This window comes from Streptomyces sp. NPDC008092, from assembly GCF_042957285.1.
Taxonomy (GTDB): Bacteria; Actinomycetota; Actinomycetes; order Streptomycetales; family Streptomycetaceae; genus Streptomyces.
This window is the reverse complement of the sequence record NZ_JBIBHY010000019.1, coordinates 165247-184745: the sequence shown is the minus strand read 5'-3', so window position 1 is coordinate 184745 and position 19499 is coordinate 165247. Positions and strand designations below refer to the sequence as shown.

The window sequence follows — 19499 nt, the reverse complement described above, 5'->3', positions numbered from 1 at the left end:
CCGGGTGGCTGTCACCCGAGCGATCCTGCGTCCGGTGGTGATCAGCCGGTCGGTCCTGCCGGGGCCGTGGTGGTCTTGAAGCCCTCGGTCCTGTTGGCCTGGAGGGCGAACTCGTTGGTGAACGTCTTGCTGAGGTCCACCGATCCCTTCACGTTGCCGACCAGCTGCTCCGTCGCCAGGGAGGTCTTCGGACCGCCGGCCGGCATGATGCCGTCCGGAAGGAACTGGCCCTTGTCCTCGGTGAGGGCGGTGATGTAGTCGGCCTTGGTCACCAGCTGGTTCGACACGAACGACGCCGGCAGCTTGTTCGCGATATCGGCCGCGCTGTGCGTGTTGATCCAGTGCATGGTTGCGACCAGCGCGTCGACGACCTTCTGCACGGTGTCCTTGTGCGCGTCCACCCAGTCGGTGCGGGCGAGCACACCGGCCGCGGGGTAGGCGCCGCCCATCGCCGCCGTGGCGCCCTGCGTGGTGGCCAGGTCGATCGCGGAGCTGCCCACACCCTTCTTCTGGATCGCGGCGACCGTCGGCTGCGTCGTCATCACGCAGTCGACCTTGCCGTTCTGCAGCGCGGCGATGGCCGTGGAGCCCGCGCCGACCCCGATCCGGTGGAACTGACTCGTCTTGACGCCCTTCTTGGCGGCCAGGAACTGGGTCAGCGTGTCGGTGCCCGAGCCCAGGTCGGTGACGCCCAGGGTCTTGCCCTTGAAGTCGGCGCCCGAGGCGACGCCCGACTTCTTGGTGCACATCTCCCGCTCGCCCGGTGCGCCGGAGAGCTGGACGACGTCCTCCACCGCCTTGCCCTTGGCCTCGAACTCGATGGTGTGGTTGTACCAGGCACCCGCCATGTCCACCTGCCCCGAGGCCATGGCTTCCTCGGCGCCGACACCGCCGTCCTGCTCGGTGCTGAGCTGTACGTCGACGCCGTACTTCTTGTAGAGGCCGAGGTTCTGGGCGAGCTGGTAGGGCAGGTAGATCTGCTTGTCTATGCCGCCGACCATGAGCCGGACCGTGGGTGTACCGCCCGAGCCGTCGGTCGCGGTGGTGCTGCCGGAGTTGCCGGAACAGGCGCTGACCGCGCCGAGGACGAGAACGGTGAGGACGGACGCGGCGACGGTGACGGGTCGTCTGGACATGGCTGGCCACATTCCTTTTGTGAGGTCGAACAGGGAAGAGCGCGGGAGGGAGGGGAGGGGGAGCGAGAGGGAAAGAGGGCCGGGTCAGAGGGCGTTGGACGCCTCGGAGGGGGCCGGCGGTCGCCAGGACAGCAGCCGGTGTTCGAGCTTGCCGATCACCCACTCGGCGCCGAGCACGATGACGGAGATGACGAGCATCGTCGCGAACACGCCGTTGGGGTCGAAGTTGTTCTGCGCGGTCTTGATGACCAGGCCCAGGCCGCTCTGCGCGCCGAGCACCTCCCCGACCAGCGCGCCGACGATGGCGAAGCCGAAGGCACTGTGCAGGCTGGCGATGATCCACGTGAGCGCGGAGGGCACGGTGACGTGCCGGATGATCTGCAGTTGGGAGGCGCCGAGCACCCTGGCGTTGGCGAGGATGTTGCGGTCGACCTCGCGCACGCCCTGGAAGGCGTTGAAGAAGACGATGAAGAACACCAGCACCGCGGCGAGCAGGATCTTCGGCAGCACGCCGATGCCGAACGCGACGATGAAGATCGAGCCGAGGACGATCCGCGGGATCGCGTTGACCATCTTGATGTAGGGGCCGAGGACGTCGGCGAGGAAGCGGCTCTGGCCCAGTGCGACGCCGAACACCACGCCGGCGACGGCTCCGAGGGCGAAGCCGGCGAGTGCCTCCTGGATCGTCGTCCAGATGTTCGCGTAGAAGGACCCGAACTCGGTGCCGTGCTCGAAGAGGTCGGCCAGCCGCCTGGCGATGCCGGACGGTTGCCCGAAGAAGAACGGGTCGACGATCCCCCAGGTGGTGAACGCCTGCCAGCCACCGATGACGAGGAACGCGAGACCGACGCGGCCCGCCCACACCAGGGCGACGCGGCGCCGGAGGGCGCGCTTGGCGGCTGCCCCGGCCGGGAGATGTGTGCCTCCCCTGACGGGAGCGGGGGAAACAGCGGACGTCGTGCTCATGCCGTACCTCCTGCGGTGCGTGCGTAGGCGCGCTCCACCTCCTCGCGCAGCGAGTCCCAGATCCGGTGCTGAAGTTCGATGAAGCGGGGCTGGAAGCGGATCTCCTGGACCGAGCCGCGCGGACGCGGCAGGTCGATGTCGAAGACCGCCTTGACCGAGCCGGGGCTGGACGTCATGACGACGACCCGGTCGGCGAGTGCCACGGCCTCGTCGAGGTCGTGGGTGATGAAGATGACCGACGGCCGGATCTGCTCCCACAGGCCGAGCAGTTCGGTGGACATGATCGCCTTGGTCTGCACGTCCAGGGCGCCGAACGGCTCGTCCATGATCAGGATCCGGGGCTCGTTGATCAGCGCCGCGGCCATCGCCACCCGCTTGCGCATACCGCCGGAGAGCTGGTGCGGATAGCGGTCCTCGAACCCCGCGAGGCCCACCCGGCGCAGCCAGTCGCGCGCCGAGACCTGAGCCTGCCGCTTGGGCACCCCGCGGAAGACGGGGCCCATGAGGACGTTGCCGAGCACGGTCTTCCAGGGCAGCAACGCGTCCGCCTGGAACATGAAGCTGACGCCGTCGGTGACGCCGTCCACCTCACGGCCGCCGACCCTGACCGATCCCTCGCTGGGCCGGTCGAGCCCGGACACCATGCTCAGCGTCGTGGACTTGCCGCAACCGGTCGGGCCCACCACCGCGCAGAACTGGCCGGGCTCCACGGTGAACGAAACGTCCTGCAGGGCCGTGAACACCTCACCGGCGGGAGTCAGAAATCGTTTGGTGAGCCCGGAGATCTCGACTCGTGCGCTGTCCTGGCCGGTCTTCTCGGCGACCGGACTCGCCGCGACATCGTTTCGCGAAGCCATCTGAGGCTGTCTCCTTCCTGACCTCGGGGGTCGAACCTCGGGGGTCGAGGAAGGCAGACGCTAGAGGCCGCCGGGTGTTACGTCGCTGTTTCATCCGTATCCCGCGTTAGCCGTGTTAGCCGGACTTCTGCTCGTTCTGCTCAGCGACCCGGGGGTGGGCAGAAGACCGAGGGCGGGGCACAATCGCGCCACCACGGGTACGGCGCAGGGACCGGCCCCGGCAGCCGAACGGCAAGGCGAGAGACGCGAGGGACGCTGGTGAAACCCATCCGTATCCCGGTCGGACGTGGCGGGAAGGGGCGGCTCTCCGCGCGGATTCTGGCCAACCAACTGGTCATCCTGGCGCTGACCGGGCTGATCGGTTTCGTGCTGTTCGCCTTCGCGCAGCGGGGCGAGATCGACCGCGCGTACGAGCAGCGGGCGCTGGACATCGCACAGACCACGGCCGCCGAACCGCAGATCCGGCGGGCCATGGAGTACGGGGGCGGCGGGGACGTGGTGCAGACCGTGGCCCAACGGATCCGCAAGGCGTCGGGGGCGTCGTACGTGGTCGTGCTCGACCTGCGCGGCATCCGCCACTCCCACCCGGATCCGACGCTGGTCGGCGAACCGACGGGTGATCCGATAGTGGTGCTCGACGGCAGGCCCCACGTCGGCACGGACCAGGGCGCGACCGGGCGTTCCGCCAACGGCAAGGCTCCGCTGTACGGACCCACGGGAAAGCTGGTCGGCGAGGTGTCCGCGGGCATTCCCGAGCACTATGTGCTGGGCGAGCTGTGGCGCGAGCTGCCGACCTTCGGTCTGTACAGCGCCATCGCCGTCGCGCTCGGCTCGACGGCCGCGTTCCTGCTGGCCGGGCGGCTCAAGCGGACGACGTTCGGGCTGGAACTGGAGGAGATCGCCGGGTTGCTGCAGGACCGTGAGGCGATGCTGCACGGCATCCGTGAGGGAGTCGTCGCCTTCGACCCCGAGGGCAGGATCACGGTCGTCAACGACGAGGCCCGCGACCTGCTCGGCCTCGGCACCGCGCTCGGCAGCACGCTGGCGGAGATCCTGCCGGACGGGCGGTTGCGCCGCGCTCTGGACGGCACCCTGGCGGGCAGTGACATCAGCGTGCTCACCGACGACCACTGCCTGGTCGTCAACCGGATGCCGGTGGCGCTGCACGGCCGTGAACTGGGCGCCGTGGTCACCGTGCGCGACCGCACCGAGCTCATCGGGCTGCTGCGCGAACTGGACTCGGTGCGCGGGCTCACCGACGCGCTGCGCGCCCAGCAGCACGAGTTCACCAACCGGATGCACACCGTGGCCGGCCTGCTGGACATCGGCGACCACGACGCCGCGTACGAGTTCGCCGTCGAGACGGCCGGCGCCGAGCAGGCGCTGACCGAGTCGGTGCGGGAACGGATCGGCAGCCCGCTGCTCGTGGGACTGATCGTCGCCAAGACCACGGTGGCCGCGGAACGCGGGGTGCGGATCGTCCTCAGCGACGACTCCGCGCTGGGCGAGGAACCGCCGCATCTGCGTCGGCTGCTGACCATCGTCGGCAACCTGCTGGACAACGCGATCGACGCGTCGGCGGCCGGACCGGCGCGGCCCGGCGGCTGTGAGGTGCGGCTGTCGCTGATCGAGGCCGTCGACGTCGTTCGGGTGGAGGTGGCCGACACCGGGCCGGGCATTCCGCCGGGTGGAGCCGAGTCGATCTTCGAGGACGGCTTTTCGACCCGTCCGGACCGGGGCACGGCCCGGCGCGGCCTCGGACTCGCCCTCGTCCACCGGCTGGTGCAGCGGCACGGCGGCACGATCACGGTCAGCGAGGGACCGGGTGCGGTCTTCACCCTGACGTTGCCCGTGCCCGACACCGCGCCGGCTCCGCAGGGCGCCCTGTTCACGACGGCCCCGCCGGTGCCGGTCGGCGCGCCGGACGGCAGTGCCGGAGGTGACCGCTGGTGATCCGGACCCTGGTCGTGGACGACGACTTCCGCGTCAGTCGCATCCACTGCGACTACGCGTCCCGCGTCAAGGGCTTCGAGGTGGTCGGCCAGGCGGCGACCGTGGACGCGGCGCTCGACGCGGTGCGCGCCCTCCACCCGGACCTGCTGCTGCTCGACATCTTCCTGCCGGACGGCAGCGGACTCGACGTGCTGCGCCGCCTGAACGGGGACGAGGGCGGCGACCGGCCCGACGCGATCATGATCACCGCCGACCGGGACATCACCTCCGTGCGGACAGCGATGAAACTCGGCGCCGTCGGCTACCTGGTCAAACCCTTCGGCGCGCCCGACCTCGCCGAGCGGCTCACCGCCTACCGCGAGCTCCAGCACCGCATGGACGCCCTCGGTACCGTCCCGGAGACCGACCAGGCCGATGTGGACGCCCTGTTCAGCGCCGCCCGCCCGCCGGCCGTGCCCCGAGTCCCCGCCAAGGGCCACTCCGCGCCGACCCTCGCCCTGCTGCACCAGACCCTGCGCACCACGCACGACGCCCTCTCGGCCGCCGAGGCCGCCGAGCGCACCGGGGTCTCCCGTGCCACGGCCCAGCGCTATCTCTCCTACCTCGTCAAGGAGGGCATGGTCCGGCTCGAACTGCGCTACGGGGCCACCGGACGCCCCGAGCACCGTTACCGCGCCGCGCACTGAGCCGGATCAGGGCAGGGCGGCGGGAGTGAGCGCCGGGGTGTCGTGGTCCTCGCGCGGGTGGGACAGGGCGAGGTAGCCGACCAGCGCGGCGCACACCAGCGCGGCGAGGATCGCCGTGGCGCCGAAGCCGACGCCGACGCCGAGCGGCTTGTCCATGCCGAGCCAGTCGGCGAGTGAGGCGCCGAGGGGGCGGGTGAGGACGTACGAGGCCCAGAACGCCGCGATGGCGTTCAGCCCGGCGAAGCGGTGCAGCAGCCACGGCACGAGGATCGCCGCGCCGAACAACAGCGCGGAGTGCACGAATTCGAGGTCGAGGTAGAAGCCGGTGAGGTCGCCGGCGGCGGTGCCCAGGGCGAAGGTGAGCAGCACGGTCAGCCAGTAGAAGACCTCGCGGCGGCGCGTGGTGACGGTGTGGATCGACAGCGTGCGCTCGGTGGCGTACCAGGTGGCGAAGCAACCGGCCAGGGCCATCGCGTACCCGGTCGTCGTGACCGGCAGGGGCACCTGCAGGCCGACGCGGAAGCAGTCCGCGGCGGCGGTTCCGAAGACCGCGATCATCGCCACGGTGAACCAGTACGGCGCGGGGTGGTAGCGGGAGGAGCGGAACTGCCACCAGAAGGCTCCCACCAGGGCGGCGGCACTCGTCCCGGCGGACAGCCACAGGCTCCACCGGCCGAGGAAGTCGGAGGTGGCCTCACCCATGCCGGTGGTGAGGACCTTGACGATCCAGAAGAGCGTGGTGGCCTCGGCGACTTTCGTCGGCGCGTTCGGCGGTTTTCCCTTTTCCATTTCTGATCCTCTGCTTCTCTGTGATTTCACTGTGCCGATTTCGGGGTGACGTTTCCCGGGGCGTTCTTCCGGCGAGGTTAGGAATTCCGGTGGGAGTGGCGCGTCAGCCGATGGTCGCTACTTTCCGCAGGTGTACGACCTTCGGTTGATGTCCCGGGCGCGGGTGTCCCGTAGCCTCGGGAGAGTGATTTCGATCGGCCCGGAATTCCTGGAGCGTGTGCACCGGCCGGCCCTCGCGCCCCTGCTGGTGTTCGGGCCGCCCCTCGTCTGCGCCGCCGTCGCGGTCCACGAACTGCTCTACAACCGGGCCGGTGCGGTGGACTGGACGCTGGCGGCGGCGGTGATCGCGCCGCTCGCGCTGCGCCGCCGGGCACCGGTCGCCGTCTTCTGGTGCTGCTGGGCGGTGGCGGTGCTGACCTGGGCCCTGGGCACTGTCTCGCTCGCCGAGCTTGCCGTCCTCGTCGCCCTGTACACCGTCGCCGCCGAGCGCGGCCTGCGGTATTCGCTGAGCGCGGCACTCGCCGTCGCGGCCGGTGCCGGAGTGGTGGCGGTGCGGTTCGGGCCGCCGGGCAGCGTCAACGACGTCGTCGTGGTGCTCACCGGCCTGGCCGCGGCGGCCTTCTTCCTCGGTACGACCGTGCGGGCCCAGAGCCGCTACCTGCTCTCCGTGGAGGACCGTGCCCAACGGCTGGAGCAGGAGCGCGCCCAGCAGTCCCGGCTCGCCGCGGCGGCCGAACGCACCCGTATCGCACGGGAGATGCACGACATCGTCGCCCACGGGCTGGTGGTCGTCGTCGCCCTCGCCGAGGCCGCCGCCGCCACGACGGCGACCGATCCGGGCGGCGCCCGCGACAAGATGCTCCAGGCCGCCTCGACCGGCCGGCAGTCCCTGACCGGCATGCGCCGCCTGCTCGGGGTCCTGCGGGCGGAGGACGGGGCCGACCGGGCACCGCAGCCGGACCTGGGCTCGCTCGAGACCCTGGTGGACGAAACCCGCCGCACCGGCCTGGACGTCCGGCTCACCGAGACCGGCACCGAGCAGCAGTTGGACGCGGAGGTGCAGACCACGCTGTTCCGGATCGTGCAGGAATCACTCACGAACGTCGTCAAACACGCGACGGAGGCGTCCAAGGTCGACATCACCCTGGACCGCGATCCCTCCAGGGTCGCCTTCACCGTCACCGACGACGGCAGACCGGTCCCCCGCCCGCGCACGGACACCCGCCCCGGCAACGGTCTGACCGGGATGCGGGAGCGCATCGCGATGTTCGACGGCAACCTGACCGTGGGACCCACCGCCACGGGCTGGACGGTCTCCGGCGAACTGAAGCTGAGCGAGCCGCGATGACCATCAAGGTCCTCCTCGCCGACGACCAGGCGCTCGTCCGCATGGCGTTCCGCAGCCTGCTCGGCACCATGCCGGACATCACCGTCGTAGGGGAGGCCGCCGACGGCCGGCAGGCCGTCGACCTCGTCCGGCGGACGGCGCCGGACGTGGCTCTCATGGACGTCCGCATGCCCGTGATGGACGGCATCGAGGCGACCCGTCGGATCACGGGCGCCTCGCCGTGCCGCGTCCTCATCCTGACCACCTTCGACCTCGACGAGTACGCGTTCGAGGGGCTTCGGGCTGGAGCCTGCGGGTTTCTCCTCAAAGACGTCGTCCCGGCCGTGCTGCACGAGGCGATCCGGGCCGTCGCCTGCGGCGACGCGGTACTCACCCCGCGCATCACCCGCGACCTCGTGGACCGCTTCGCCAAGGCCGCGCCCTGGCCCCGCGACGAGGCGGCCGGGGCGCTGTTCGCCCAGCTGACGGCCAGAGAACGGGACGTCTTCCACCTCATCGCCACCGGCCTCACGAACGCGGAGATCGCCCAGCACCTCCACCTCACCGAGGCCACCGTGAAGACCCACATCACGCGCATCCTGGCCAAGCTCCAGCTCCGGGACCGGGTGCAGGTCGTGATCTTCGCCTACGAGCACCGACTGCGCCCGCACGGAGCCTGACCGCTCACGCCCGCCGGGCGGCGGTAAGAGACGGACGCCTTACCCGGCAGGTGATTTCACGCGATCCGCTTACCGACTACAGGCTTGTAGACGTCAGGTGAACTGTAGATGATCGAACCGGGTCGTTCATTCGTCCCTGCCCTGAACGGCGGATGCGTGAATCCCGCGCACGGGCGGCCGGACCGACCTCCGACCCGGCACACGAGGCTGCCGTCCGGCGGAGGTGAGACAGAGGAGACAGTCCTTGGCTGACACCCATCGGGGCGGAATGGGCGTCGAGACCCGTCGTCGTCCCGCGACGCACCTGGCGGCACCGCCCCCGAACCGGGCGCCGGCCCTCGGCGCCCCGGACGCCGGACCCCAGCAATGGCACCGGGGCATGACCCTGGTGGCCACGATCAGCCTGTTCATCGGCACGCGCGCCGCCTGGACGACCGCGATGGCGTCGCGCCCGGCGGTCGCCGGCGTCATCTCCGTCTGCTACGCCGCCATCCTCGGCTGCGCCGTCCTCTGCCTTCTCGTCCGCGGCCGACGGGCGCTGACCAGGGTCGACGCGGCCGTACTGGCCACCGCCGTCACCCTGGTGATCTGCGGCTGGCTGCTCGACCACGCGGGCAGCGACGAGGGCGTGCTGACCGTCCAGGCCGCGAGCCAGATACTGCACGGCCAGCCGGTCTACGGCCGGTCGTGGCCCTGGCTGTTCGCCCTGCACGGCGTCGGGATCACCAAGACCATGTCCGGCGGCGCCGACTACACGTACGGCTATCCGCCGCTGACCGCCCTGCTCGCCGCACCGGTGTACGCCGTCCTGCACTCGACGGCGGCCGCCACCCTGGTCCCCACCGTCGCGCTGCTCGCCGCCTCGGTCCTGCTGTGGTTCCTGCTGCCGGCGCCCTGGCGGTCCGCGGCCACGGCCGTCTGCCTCGGTTTCGGCTTCCTGCCGCACTACGCGTACTCCGGCTACCCGGCCATCACGGCCCTCGCCCTGCTCGTCCCCGTCGTGGTCCGCTGGCCCCGCACGGGCGAGGGCGGCCACCTCGGGCCGAGGGGCGTACTGCGGGCGGCCTGTCTGGGCGCCGCCTGTGCCGCCCAGCAACTCGCCTGGTTCCTCGCGCCGTTCCTCCTGATCGGCCTGTACGCCGTCCGGCGCGGCGAACTCGGCCCCCGGCGCGCGCTGGCGGTCACCGCCCGCTACACGGCCACCGCCGCCCTCACCTGGTCCGCCGCCAACGCGTACTTCGCCGTCCAGGACTTCCCGGCCTGGCTGAACGGGATCCTGCTGCCCCTGGAGCAGAAGGCGATCCTGCACGGCCAGGGCGTGATGGGCATCTCCTACTACTTCACCGACGGCAGCAGCCGCCTCGACTACTACTCCTACGGCAGCCAGCTGCTCCTGCTCGGCCTGCTCGCGGCCGCGCTCCTGTTCGTCCGGCGGCTGGGCCCGGCCCTCACCGTCCTGCCCTGGCTCGCCTTCTACCTGGCCACGCGCTCCCAGGACGGCTACTTCCTGATGATGACCCCGCTGTGGCTGGCGGCCGCCGCCACCGTCCCGGCCACCGCGTTCGCCACCGCCTGGCAGCCGCGGCTGCCCCGGATCACCGGCCGCCGGGCCAGGACCGCCGTCGCGGCCGGGTTGCTCGCTCCCGCCCTCGCCTGCGTCGTGATCGCCGCCGCGAGCCCGCCGCCGCTGCGCATGAGCCTCGCGCCGCGCTTCGCCAGGCACGGGTCACACGTCGGTGTCACCACCATCGACGTCCGGGCCGTCAACACCACCGGTACGGCACTCGAACCGCACTTCGCGAGCCGCACCGGCCAGGGCGCCTCCAACTGGTGGACGATCGCCTCGGGCCCCGCCGTGCTGGCCGCGCACGCCACCGCGGACTATCGGGTGGAGCCCCAGGGCGGATTCCGCGCGATGCCCGGTGGCCACGGGCCGGGGAGCTACCTCATCGCGGTCACCGGCACGCCGATGACGATCACTTCCGCCCGCATCCCGGCCGCCACTCCGGCCCTCCGGTAGGGCGGCCTTCTTCCGCGCCGGTGCAGGGAGCATGCCGCTCGTGCGGCATGCCCAGGGCCGTCCGGACAGCTCCGCCGGAGCCTCACCCCCCGGCCGCATCGCCGGCCGTCACGGCTCCGCGCCCGAGGCGGTCCCGGCGACCGGCCGGTTGCCCGTCGTGCCGTTGCCGCGCAGTGGCGGGAGCTTGCGATGGGCCGCCGCGTGGGTCCGGGCGCGGACCGCCGGCACCGGCCGCAGCGTGACGACGGCGTCCAGGCCGCCGCCCGGCGCCGCGTTCAGGGCGACGTCTCCGCCGCCGGCCTGGGTGAGCCGCTGAACCATGGAAAGGCCCAGGCCGGTGCCGTCGTGGCGGGCGTCGGCGGCCCGCCAGAAGCGGTCGAAGGCCCGTTGCCTGTCGGTCGCGGTCATACCGGGGCCCTGGTCGACGACGTGGAGTTCGACCGTGCGGCCGTCGTCCGTGGCCGCGGTGGCGGTCGCCAGGGTGATCGTGGTGCCGGGCGGAGAGACGTACAGGGCGTTGGACAGCAGGTTGTCGAGGATCTGTTCGAGCGCGCCCGCGACGGCCCACACCCGGCCGACCCGGGGCCCGGCCACCGTGATGCCGACACGCTGATCGCCGGCGAACGCCGTCCAGATCGCCGCGCGGTCGGCGACGACGGCGTCGAGGTCCACGGCCTCCGGGGTGATCGCCGAGTTCTCCAGCCGGGCGAGGGCGAGCAGCCCCTGGACCATGCGGCTGAGGCGGGCGACCTCGTCGATGGCGTCGCCGAGACTGTCCTGGGCGCAGGCGGCGAGGTGGGGCTCGAAGTTCTCCAGACGCAGGCGCAGCGAGGTCAGGGGCGTCTTGAGCTGGTGCGACGCCTCGGAGGCGAAGGCCTGCTGGGCGTGCAGCAGGTGCTGCAGCCGGGTGGCCGTGCGGGTGAACGTGGCCGTCACCCGGCGCAGTTCGGGCGGTCCGCGGTCGGTGGCCGGGGGGTCGGTCAGACGGCCGTCGGCGAGTTGCGTCGTGGCGCGCTCCAGAGCCCGCAGCGGGCGGGTGATCCAGCGGGCCAGCGCGAAACCGACCAGCGCGACCACCGCCAGCACGGCCAGGCCGACCGCGCCGAGCGCGGCCCAGGTGGCATGCACCTTCTGGGCGATCGGGGCGAGCGGGTAGAGGGTCCGGACGACGCACGGGACGGTGTCGCCCGACCCGCCCGGCACGGTGGCGAACAGGACCTTGACGCCCGGGACGAGGTCGTCGCGGATACCGGTGGCGGGCCGGTCGTGGAGGGCGGTGGCGATGTCCGGCTGGGCGGCGAGGTCCGTGCCCACGGCGGTGGCGTCGGCGGAGTCGGTGAGGACCGTGCCGCCCCGGTCGGTGATGGTCACGCTGCTGCCGGTGCGCCGGGCGTAGTCGCGGGCGAATTCCGGCAGGTCCGACGCCCGCCCGTGTTCGAGTTTCTCCTCGCACACGGAGGCGAGGGTGACCGCGCTCAGCTCCGCGGTGTGGGAGAAGCGGTTCAGCTCGTTGCGGGCGTAGACGAAGCCGAAGGGGACTTCCAGGGCCAGCAGGACCAGTGCCATCAGGCTGAGGTAGCTGAGCAGCAGACGGCGGGTCACCGGGCGCCTCTGCGGGGCCGGTCGGCCACGGCCGGGGCCGGGCCGGGGCCGGTGGGCGGGACGAGACGGAACCCGATGCCGCGGATGTTCTCGATCCAGGAGGGGTCGCCCAGCTTGCGGCGCAGGGCGGCGATGTGCACGTCGAGGGTCTTGGTGGGGCCGAAGTAGTCCGGCTCCCACACCGTGTCGAGGATCTGCTGGCGGGAGAAGACGGCACCCGGATCCTCGGCGAGGCAGACGAGCAGGGAGAACTCCTTGGGAGCCAGGGTGATCGGCACCCGGCCCACGTGCACCTGACGGGTGCGGAGATCGACGCTGAGGGGACCGATCCGCTGGGCGCCGGTCTCGCCGGCCGGGTCCCGGCCGCCCGGGGCTCCCGCCACCGGGTCACCCGCGGTGCCGGGCACGGCCCGGGTCCGCCGGGCCACGGCCCGGATCCGTGCCACCAGCTCCCGGACCCCGAACGGCTTCGACACGTAGTCGTCCGCGCCCAGTTCCAGACCGAGCACCCGGTCGGCCTCGGAGTCCCGCGCGGTGATCATGATGATCGGGACCGCGGAGCGGGCGCGCAGCTCCCGGCAGACGTCGATGCCGTCCATGTCGGGGAGCCCCAGGTCCAGGAGCACCATCGCCGGCTCCGCGGCGGACAGCCCGTCGGCGCCGGTGCGCGCGTGTTCCACGGTGAACCCGAAACGGCCCAGTCCCTCCAGCAGGGGCCCGGCCACCCGGTCGTCGTCCTCGATCAGCAGCAGATGCATGCCGACAGGCTCACAAAAAGCAGCCCCGCCGCGCTGTGCAACCGCCGTTCCGTTCCCTCGTATCAGTGACCCTTCGGGTTTCTCATGTGACGGCGGCACGCACGAGCCCGCCGAGGCGTTCGCGCGGAATTCAGCTGGATGGCGTACGTGCGGAGGAGGAGCCGCGCCAGGACATCCAGTGTGCTGCCAGCTTCCGGTTAGGAGACGGTTAAGAAACAGGACACCGGGGTCGCCGTGATTCCATGGGAGCGCCTGCTGCGGACAGCCGGAAGTGGCCCGTGACCTGTGCCTACCGCGTGACGGGCATGGCTGCTCTGTGCGGTGGGGCCCTTGTTGTGCCGCCGCCGAGAGGCTGCGGCAGAACTCGTGCGTGGACCTGATTCTCGGGCGTTTCACGGTTTTCGGTGCCGGGGTTTATGGAAAGCGCCTGTATTTCCGCTTGATTGGCGCTTGGACACGTTCCCGTAGTGTCCGGCATGCGGTCCGGTCCAGGTCCGCCGCGTGCTGGAAAAACCACTCGACTTCCGGGAATCCGCCATGCCTTCAGGTACCCCCGACACATCCACGAGTCCTCCGCTCCGCCACGGAAGGGGTGAGGGGACGCCCGAGGCGACGATCGACGAACTGCGGCGGGTGCGCCCGGAGCTGGCCGAGCCGTTCGCGGCGGCCTTCCCCGGCGCGCGGGCCACCGTCCTGGGACGGCTGTGGGGCGCCCTCGCCCGGGAGCCGCTGCCCGGCGTGACCGTCCGGCACCGCGAGGCGGACACCCTGGTCGTGACCCTGCGCAACGGCGACCGGCTCACGGCGCCCGACATGTGGGCCCGGCGGTTCGCCCGGGCACCCGAGGACTTCACCGTGTCGGGACCCGACGGGCCCGTTCGCGGACCGGCGCAGCTCCTCGCCCTGCTGGGGCCGGCCGGTCCGGCCGCGGACCGGCTCGCCGCCGAGCTGGACAACAGCGTCGTCAACCTCGCGCTGGCCCGCGCCGCGAACCCCGGCGGGCCCGGCAGGCCGCGCGACTCCGCCGACGCGGAGCAGGCGGTGGTCGACGGCCACCCGCAGCACCCGTGCTGCCGCACCCGTACCGGCATGTCCGTCGCCGAGGTCCTGGCCTACGCGCCCGAGCACCACCCGGTGGTCCGACTGGCCCTGCTGCCCGTCCCGGCCGACCGCTGGCAGAGCGCGGGCACCTGGCCGGCGGAGCTGCGGGACGGCGACACGTTCCTGGTCCCGGTCCACCCCTGGCAGCGGGACCACGTACTGGCGCGCCACCGCGACCTCGCCGTGACGGGGCGGACGATCGCGGCCCGGCCGCTGCTGTCGCTGCGCACGCTCGCACCGGTGGCCGAACTGCCCGGCTGCCACGTCAAGACCGCCCTCGACGTCCAGGTCACCAACTACCGGAGGACCATCTCGCCGGCGGAGGTGGCCGACGGGCCGGCGCTGTCGGAGCTGGTCTCGGCCGTCGTCGACAAAGCCGGGTTCGGCGAGAACCTGCGGGTGCTCCGGGAGCTGGGCGGCGGCGCGGTCCGGGTGGGCGGGCGAGCCTCCGGCAGCCTGGCCGCGATGCTCAGGGAGTCCACCGACTCCCACCTCGGCGACGGCGAGATCGCCGTCCCGCTGACGGCGGTGCACGCGACCGGCGCCGCCGTCATGGCGGGCGATCCGGTGCGCTGGCTGCGGGACTTCGCCGCGCTGGTGCTGCCGCCCGCGCTGACCCTGCTGTCCATGGGGGTGGCGCTGGAGGCGCACGGCCAGAACACCCTGGTCGTCCTGCGGGACGGGCAGCCGGTGCGGGTGCTCTACCGGGACCTGGACGGGGTCCGGGTCAGCCCGCGCAGGCTGGCCGCCTGCGGATTCACCCTGCCGCCCCTGGCCGGCACCCGGGCGGGCGACGACCCGGACGCGCTGCGCGGCAAGCTGTTCGGCGCGCTGCTCAGCGGGGTCTTCAGCGAACTGGCCGACGTCGTCGCCCGCACCCGTGCCGTCGACCCCGGGACGCTGTGGGAGACGGTGGCCGAGGCCGGCCGCCGGGCGTACGCCGAACTGCCGGACCACGGCGACGCGGCCGTCTTCTTCGGCGACACCCTGCCGTTGAAGGCCACCGTCGCGATGCGGCTGGCCGACGACTCCGGCAAGGCCCAGTGGATTCCCGTCCCCAACCCCCTCGCCCGGTACCGCCCCTTCCGACGCACTGGAGCCACCCTGTGACCACCTTCGCCCTCGCGCCCGGCGCCGGCACCGCGGCGCCGGCCGGTCAGCCGGACCTGACCGCCGACGCCGTCACCGCCCACACCCTGCTCAACTGCCTCGTCCGTGAGGTGTCCGCCCCCGAGCACCAGGTGACCGTCGACCACGGCCACCTCCTGCTGCGCCTGCCCCACCGCGGCCTTCTGCTGCGGGCCCGGCTCCGCCGGGTCTCGATGATCGGCGCCCACCGCTTCCAGGGCCCCGTCCAGAGGCTCCACGAGGCCGCATGGGCCACCGTCGGCTGGCGGGAACTGGCCGGCTACGTCCGGGAGGAACTGGAACTGCGCACCGGCACCGCCAACGACGAGTTCCTGGAGCAGGTCACCGACAGCCACGAGACCATCCGCGCCACCCTGGAACACCGCGCCCGGGCGCCGCAACCGGACCTCGTCCCGGACCTCGTCCCGGACCGCTGTCCGGATCTCTATCTGGCTTCGGAGCAGGCGCTGGTGTTCGGACACCGCTTCCACCCCACGCCCAAGGCCCGCAGCGGCGACCCGGCGGACTGGCTGGCGTACGGACCGGAGACCGGGGCCCGCATCCGCCTGCGCCACCTGGCCGTACGCCGCGAACTGGTCCGGGAGGAGGGGGAGCCGGAGGAGCTGGACAGGCTGGGGCCGCCGGTGGACCCGGACTTCGTGACGCTCCCGGTGCATCCCTGGCAGTTCCGGCTGCTGCGCGGCCACCCGGGGCTGCGCGCGGCGATGGCGGAGGGCGCCGTCGTGGACGGGGGCATCGGCGGGCCCGAATGGGTGCCCACCGCGTCGGTGCGTACGCTCTACCAGCCGGACGCGGACACCTTCCTGAAGTTCAGCCTGAACGTCCGTATCACCAACTGCCTGCGCAAGAACGCCGGTTACGAACTGTCGGGGGCCGTTGCCCTGAACCGGCTGGTCCAGCCCGTCATGACCCGGCTCGCCGACCGCTTCCCCGGCTGCGCACTGCTCGCCGAGCCCGGCTACCGCACGCTCGCCGCCGGCGGCGACACCGACCTGGCCGAGGGGTTCGGCGTCATCGTGCGCGCCGGCCTGCGACCCCACCTCCGGCCGGGCGTGACGCCGCTGCTGGCCGCCGCGATCGCGGACGAGTACCCCACCAGCCGGGCGCACGTCTCCCACCTGCTGGCCCGCGCCGACGCAGACCCCCTGGCCTGGTGGGAGGCGTATCTCGGACTGCTGCTGCCACCCGTGCTGGCCGCGTACTTCGAACACGGCATCGTCCTGGAACCGCACCTGCAGAACGTCGTCGTCGGGGTCCGGGCGGACGGCATGCCCGCACAGATGCTGTTCCGCGACCTGGAGGGCACCAAGCTCCTGCCCGGCCATCACGAGCGGTTCCTGGCCACGCTGCCGGAGGACGTCCGCGGGCCTTTGACCTACGACGCCGAGCGCGGCTGGAACCGGGTCGCGTACTGCCTGCTGGTCAACCATGTCGCCGAGGTGCTCGCCGCCCTGGCCGACCTCCGGCCGGCGCTGGAACCCGCGCTGTGGGGCCTGGTCCGTGACCGTGTCGACGCCTACGCCCGCGGCGCCGGCGCACCGCCCCGGCTGCGTGCCCTGCTCTCCGGCGTCCCGCTGCCCGCCAAGGCCAACCTCCTGCTGCGCTGGTCGCGCCAGGCCGACCGGCAGGCCCGCTACGTCCCCCTGCCCAGCCCGCTCGGCGCGGACTTCCCCCGCGAGGTGACGCCGTGAGGCCCGCGCTTGCGCACCACGTCGGCCGGCTGGCCGACGACGACCTGCCCGCCTACCTGTACGACCTGCCCGGCCTGCGCGAGCACGTCCGCGCCGTCCGGGCCGCGCTGCCCCGCCGCGTCGAACTGTTCTATGCGGTGAAGGCCAACTCGGACCCCCGCCTCCTGCGGGCCCTGGCCGGGCACGTCGACGGGTTCGAGGTCGCGTCCGGCGGCGAACTCCACCACGTCCGCGGCCTCCTCCCCGAAGCGCGGATCGCCTTCGGCGGCCCCGGCAAGACCCCGGCGGAACTGGCCGAGGTCCTGGACGCGGGCGTGGAGCGCCTGCACGTGGAGAGCGAACACGAACTGCGCACGCTGACGACGCTGCTGGGCGACCGCACGGCCGACGTGCTGCTGCGCGTCAACGTGCCCGTGCTGCTCCGTTCGGTCTCCCTGGTCATGGGCGGCTGTCCCAGCCCCTTCGGTCTTGACCCCGCCCAGCTGGACCCGTGCCTGCGGATCATCGCGGCCGACGGCCGTATCCGGCTGCGCGGCCTGCACGTCCACGTGGCCAGCGGCCTCGACGCGCGCGCTCACCTGGCCCTCGTCGGCCAGGTCATGGCCTGGGCGGACCGCTGGGCCCACCAGCAGGGAATCGCGCTCGCCGAGGTCAACATCGGCGGCGGGATGGGCGTCGACTACGCCCGTCCCGACGAGGTCTTCGACTGGGCCGCGTTCGGTGTCGGGCTGTGCCGGACGCTGGAGCGCCACCCCCATGTCACGCTGCGGATCGAACCCGGCCGCTCGGTCACGGCCTACTGCGGCTGGTACGTCACGCAAGTCCTGGACGTCAAACGCAGCCGCGGCCAGGCGTTCGCGGTCCTGCGCGGCGGGACCCACCACCTGCGCACCCCGGCCGCGAAACAGCACGACCAGCCCTTCGAGATCGTCCCGGACCCGTCCTGGCACCACCCCTGGACCCGTCCGGAGGTGCGCGGCGAGCCGGTGACACTGGTCGGTCAGCTCTGCACCCCCAAGGACGTCCTGGCCCGGCGCGTCATGGTCGACCGGCTGCGGACCGGCGACCGGATCGCGTTCGCCATGGCCGGCGCCTACGCGTGGAACATCTCCCACCACGCGTTCCTCATGCACCCCCACCCGGCCTTCCACCACATCGACGACCTGGACGCGCCCGTCGGGGACGCGGACGCGCACGCGGGCCGGCCGGCATGAGCGTGCAGTGCCGCCCGCCACGCGGAGCAAGGGACGGCACGGTCCTCGCCACCCTCACCGTCCGGGTCTTCCGCCGGTACCTGCTCGGCCAGCTGACCTCCAACATCGGCACCTGGATGCAGCGAGCCGCCCAGGACCTGCTGGTCCTGCGGCTGACCGGCGGCAGCGGCAGCGCGGTCGGCATCGTGACCGCGCTGCAGTTCCTGCCCCAGACCCTGTTCGGCCTCACCGGGGGAGTCCTCGCCGACCGCTGCCCCCGGCGCAGGCTGCTGCTGATCACCCAGACCACCATGGCGGCGCAGTCCCTGCTGCTCGGCCTCCTGACCGTCACCGGCACGGTGAGCCTGCCCGCCGTCTACGCCCTGGCGGTGGCCCTGGGCACCGCCACCGCCGTGGACGGTCCCGCCCGCAACGCGCTCATACCGGACCTGGTCGCCCGCGACCAGGTGGCCGCCGCCGTCAGCCTGAACTCCGCCCAGTTCAACGTCGCCCGCATCCTCGGCCCTGCCGCCGCGGGGCTGACCGTGGCCGCCGTCGGTACCGGTCCGGTGTTCCTGATCAACGCGGTCTCCTACCTGGCGGTCCTGTACGGGCTGGCCACCGTTCCGTCCGGTGGAGTCCGCCACCCCGGCCGAGACCGGCCCGGCCGCACGCGCCTGACCGACGCCTTCCGCCACATCGCCGGCACACCGGAACTGCTGCTGCCGGTCACGCTCGTCGCCTTCGTCGGCACCTTCGGACTCAACTTCCAGGTCACCATCTCCCTCGTGGCCGTCACCGTCTTCCACTCCGGCGCGGCGGCCTTCGGCTGCCTCTCCGCCGCCTATGCCGGGGGCGGCCTGCTCGGCGCGCTCCTCGCGGCCAACGGGAAGCAGCCGCCCACCGCACGACGTCTGATCACGGCAACGGTCGCCTTCGGCGTACTGGAGGCCGCGCTGGGCCTGATGCCCGGCTACGGCACGTTCACGGCCCTGCTGGTCCCCGTCGGCTTCGCCGCGGTGATCGTCACCACGACCGCCAACGCCCTGACCCAGCTGCACGTCGACCCGCACCTGCGGGGGCGGGTGCTGTCGGTCTACTTCCTGGTCCTCCTGGGCGGCACCCCCGTCGGCGCCCCCCTCGTCGGCGTCGTCTCCGACGCGCTCGGCCCCCGCTCCGCCCTGGTCCTCGGCGGTGTCATCTCGGCGGCCTCCGCACTCGCCCTCCAGGCCTGGAACACCCAGCGGCACCGGCCGCACCGGGGGCGCGGGACGACGGGCCCGGCCGCGGAGGGCGGCCGGAGCGCGCACACGGAACTTCTCCGGTCGCGGGGCGAGTGATCCGCCCGGCGGCAGTCAGGATGTGTTCAGGTTCCGGCTGGCACAGTCGAGCACCATGACCCGGGAAACATCCGATAATCCGGTGGCTTCAGAGGCCGGCGCCCGCCGGCGCGATCAGCGGCGCCCCGGCGGAAAACCGGCCGGGGCGGGCTCGTCTCTTCTTGCGCCGCGGAGATCGAATCCGGAGACGCATTTCCTGGAATTACCGCCGAGAATTCGGGCGCTTGCACAGCGGTCCATGCCCGCAGGCC

At 72.4% G+C, this 19499-nt stretch carries 15 protein-coding genes; 9 read left to right on the top strand and 6 right to left on the bottom strand.

Annotated elements, in window-relative coordinates; all coding sequences use genetic code 11:
- Positions 1-41: 41 nt before the first annotated feature.
- The 3 genes from ACFZB3_RS43585 to ACFZB3_RS43575 form a co-directional block, all read right to left on the bottom strand.
- A complete protein-coding gene (locus tag ACFZB3_RS43585) occupies positions 42-1136 on the bottom strand; it encodes an ABC transporter substrate-binding protein (protein ID WP_391387744.1) in 1095 nt (364 codons plus the stop codon).
- 84 nt (positions 1137-1220) lie between these two features.
- Complete coding sequence (locus ACFZB3_RS43580) at positions 1221-2102, bottom strand: ABC transporter permease subunit (RefSeq protein ID WP_391387741.1); 882 nt, start codon at positions 2100-2102, stop codon at positions 1221-1223.
- Positions 2099-2959: an ATP-binding cassette domain-containing protein gene (locus tag ACFZB3_RS43575; protein WP_391387738.1), complete on the bottom strand. Its 861-nt coding sequence runs from the start codon at positions 2957-2959 to the stop codon at positions 2099-2101. Before ACFZB3_RS43575 ends, ACFZB3_RS43580 begins: the two co-directional genes overlap by 4 nt.
- A gap of 258 nt (positions 2960-3217) precedes the next feature.
- On the opposite strand from ACFZB3_RS43575, the gene ACFZB3_RS43570 reads away from it, so the two are divergent.
- A complete protein-coding gene (locus ACFZB3_RS43570) occupies positions 3218-4912 on the top strand; it encodes an ATP-binding protein (protein ID WP_391387735.1) in 1695 nt (564 codons plus the stop codon).
- The gene (locus tag ACFZB3_RS43565) at positions 4909-5598 is read left to right on the top strand and encodes a response regulator (RefSeq protein WP_391387732.1); all 690 of its coding nucleotides are present in this window, start codon (positions 4909-4911) and stop codon (positions 5596-5598) included. Before ACFZB3_RS43570 ends, ACFZB3_RS43565 begins: the two co-directional genes overlap by 4 nt.
- 6 nt (positions 5599-5604) lie before the next feature.
- On the opposite strand, the gene ACFZB3_RS43560 is transcribed toward ACFZB3_RS43565, so the two are convergent.
- Complete coding sequence (locus ACFZB3_RS43560) at positions 5605-6387, bottom strand: hypothetical protein (RefSeq protein ID WP_391387727.1); 783 nt, start codon at positions 6385-6387, stop codon at positions 5605-5607.
- A 184-nt stretch (positions 6388-6571) separates the two neighbouring features.
- On the opposite strand from ACFZB3_RS43560, the gene ACFZB3_RS43555 reads away from it, so the two are divergent.
- From ACFZB3_RS43555 to ACFZB3_RS43545, 3 genes are all read left to right on the top strand, one after another.
- Positions 6572-7735, top strand: coding sequence for a histidine kinase (locus ACFZB3_RS43555; protein ID WP_391387724.1), 1164 nt, complete (start codon positions 6572-6574; stop codon positions 7733-7735).
- Positions 7732-8394, top strand: coding sequence for a response regulator (locus tag ACFZB3_RS43550; protein WP_391387719.1), 663 nt, complete (start codon positions 7732-7734; stop codon positions 8392-8394). Before ACFZB3_RS43555 ends, ACFZB3_RS43550 begins: the two co-directional genes overlap by 4 nt.
- Positions 8395-8662: 268 nt before the next feature.
- Positions 8663-10414, top strand: coding sequence for a hypothetical protein (locus ACFZB3_RS43545; protein ID WP_391387858.1), 1752 nt, complete (start codon positions 8663-8665; stop codon positions 10412-10414).
- Positions 10415-10522: 108 nt separating this feature from the next.
- Here the strand turns inward: ACFZB3_RS43545 and ACFZB3_RS43540 are convergent, their stop codons facing one another.
- Positions 10523-12016 (bottom strand): ATP-binding protein, encoded by a 1494-nt coding sequence (locus ACFZB3_RS43540; protein WP_391387716.1) that lies wholly within the window; start codon positions 12014-12016, stop codon positions 10523-10525.
- The gene (locus ACFZB3_RS43535) at positions 12013-12774 is read right to left on the bottom strand and encodes a winged helix-turn-helix domain-containing protein (protein WP_391387713.1); all 762 of its coding nucleotides are present in this window, start codon (positions 12772-12774) and stop codon (positions 12013-12015) included. The genes ACFZB3_RS43540 and ACFZB3_RS43535 overlap by 4 nt, the downstream gene beginning before the upstream one ends.
- A 537-nt stretch (positions 12775-13311) precedes the next feature.
- Between ACFZB3_RS43535 and ACFZB3_RS43530 the strand changes: the two genes are divergently transcribed.
- From ACFZB3_RS43530 to ACFZB3_RS43515, 4 genes are read left to right on the top strand one after another with little or no spacing between them, the layout of a single operon-like run.
- Positions 13312-14985 carry an IucA/IucC family protein gene (locus ACFZB3_RS43530; protein WP_391387709.1) on the top strand — a complete coding sequence of 558 codons (1674 nt, stop codon included), beginning with the start codon at positions 13312-13314 and terminating at the stop codon, positions 14983-14985.
- The gene (locus ACFZB3_RS43525) at positions 14982-16715 is read left to right on the top strand and encodes an IucA/IucC family protein (RefSeq protein WP_391387706.1); all 1734 of its coding nucleotides are present in this window, start codon (positions 14982-14984) and stop codon (positions 16713-16715) included. Before ACFZB3_RS43530 ends, ACFZB3_RS43525 begins: the two co-directional genes overlap by 4 nt.
- On the top strand, positions 16712-17929 hold the full coding sequence (locus tag ACFZB3_RS43520; RefSeq protein ID WP_391387703.1) for an alanine racemase: 1218 nt from the start codon (positions 16712-16714) through the stop codon (positions 17927-17929). Before ACFZB3_RS43525 ends, ACFZB3_RS43520 begins: the two co-directional genes overlap by 4 nt.
- Positions 17926-19248 (top strand): MFS transporter, encoded by a 1323-nt coding sequence (locus ACFZB3_RS43515; protein WP_391387700.1) that lies wholly within the window; start codon positions 17926-17928, stop codon positions 19246-19248. The genes ACFZB3_RS43520 and ACFZB3_RS43515 overlap by 4 nt, the downstream gene beginning before the upstream one ends.
- The last annotated feature ends 251 nt before the right edge of the window (positions 19249-19499 follow it).

Bases quoted from the DNA above. Each gene is read 5' to 3' on its own strand.
- ACFZB3_RS43580 (WP_391387741.1), bottom strand. From the start codon at position 2,102: ATGAGCACGACGTCCGCTGTTTCCCCCGCTCCCGTCAGGGGAGGCACA.
- ACFZB3_RS43545 (WP_391387858.1), top strand. From the start codon at position 8,663: ATGGGCGTCGAGACCCGTCGTCGTCCCGCGACGCACCTGGCGGCACCG.
- ACFZB3_RS43515 (WP_391387700.1), top strand. From the start codon at position 17,926: ATGAGCGTGCAGTGCCGCCCGCCACGCGGAGCAAGGGACGGCACGGTC.
- ACFZB3_RS43550 (WP_391387719.1), top strand. From the start codon at position 7,732: ATGACCATCAAGGTCCTCCTCGCCGACGACCAGGCGCTCGTCCGCATG.
- ACFZB3_RS43575 (WP_391387738.1), bottom strand. From the start codon at position 2,959: ATGGCTTCGCGAAACGATGTCGCGGCGAGTCCGGTCGCCGAGAAGACC.
- ACFZB3_RS43530 (WP_391387709.1), top strand. From the start codon at position 13,312: ATGCCTTCAGGTACCCCCGACACATCCACGAGTCCTCCGCTCCGCCAC.
- ACFZB3_RS43585 (WP_391387744.1), bottom strand. From the start codon at position 1,136: ATGTCCAGACGACCCGTCACCGTCGCCGCGTCCGTCCTCACCGTTCTC.
- ACFZB3_RS43535 (WP_391387713.1), bottom strand. From the start codon at position 12,774: ATGCATCTGCTGCTGATCGAGGACGACGACCGGGTGGCCGGGCCCCTG.
- ACFZB3_RS43560 (WP_391387727.1), bottom strand. From the start codon at position 6,387: ATGGAAAAGGGAAAACCGCCGAACGCGCCGACGAAAGTCGCCGAGGCC.